The organism is Streptomyces himalayensis subsp. himalayensis (genome assembly GCF_013778455.1).
Lineage (GTDB): Bacteria > Actinomycetota > Actinomycetes > Streptomycetales > Streptomycetaceae > Streptomyces > Streptomyces himalayensis.
The window spans coordinates 1-701 of sequence record NZ_JACEHE010000099.1 but is presented as its reverse complement, the minus strand read 5'-3'; the positions used below and the strand labels follow the sequence as shown (position 1 = coordinate 701).

General features: G+C 66.5%; 1 protein-coding gene. It reads right to left on the bottom strand.

What is annotated here, in order from left to right:
- Positions 1-701: NAD(P)H-binding protein (locus H1D24_RS41605; RefSeq protein ID WP_181662969.1), on the bottom strand; the 701-nt coding region annotated here is incomplete at both ends.

The following is a 701-nucleotide window of genomic DNA, read 5'->3' as shown; positions in this document are numbered from 1 at the left end:
GGAAACGCGGCCAGGGCGGTGTCCACGTAGGTCTCGTTCCAGGTTTCGACGTCTTCGGGAACGTAGGTGACCGGGCGTCCCAGCGCGGCCGCGTAGTCCTCCGCGAAGCCGTGCATGTCCTTCAGTTCCGGGCCGTTGAGTTCGTAGGACTTGGAGATGTGCGGCTCCGGGTCGGTCAGGATCTTCACGCACAGCTCCGCGACGTCGTAGCCGGCGATGGGCGCGAGTTGGTGGTGGCCGAAGGGCAGGCGCAGTTCCCCGTTGCTCAGCGGCTCCAGCGCCAGCCAGGTCATCAGGGGGTTCTCGACGAACATGGCCGCCCGGATGTTGACGGTCGGGATGCCGGACCAGTCCAGCACCTGCTCGGCGATCCAGTGGGCCCGTTGCTGCGGCGACCACTGCGTGACGAGTCCGCCGAGCCATGAACGCCGCTCTTCCTGCGGCGCGGTCATCTTCTCGAACGTCATGAAGGACTGTTCGTACTCGGAGATGTTGACGAAGACCTCGATGTCGCCCTGGGTCCGTGCCGCCGCGGCCATGAGGCTGACGGCGTCGGTGGAGTACGGCGACAGGCTCATGCTGAAGTAGATGCGGCGGACGCCCTTCAGCGCGGTGGTCACGTCGGCGATGTCGAGCAGGTCACCGACGAAGACCTCGGCTCCTGCCTGGCGGAGTGAGTGGGCGCGTTCGTCGTCCTGGCG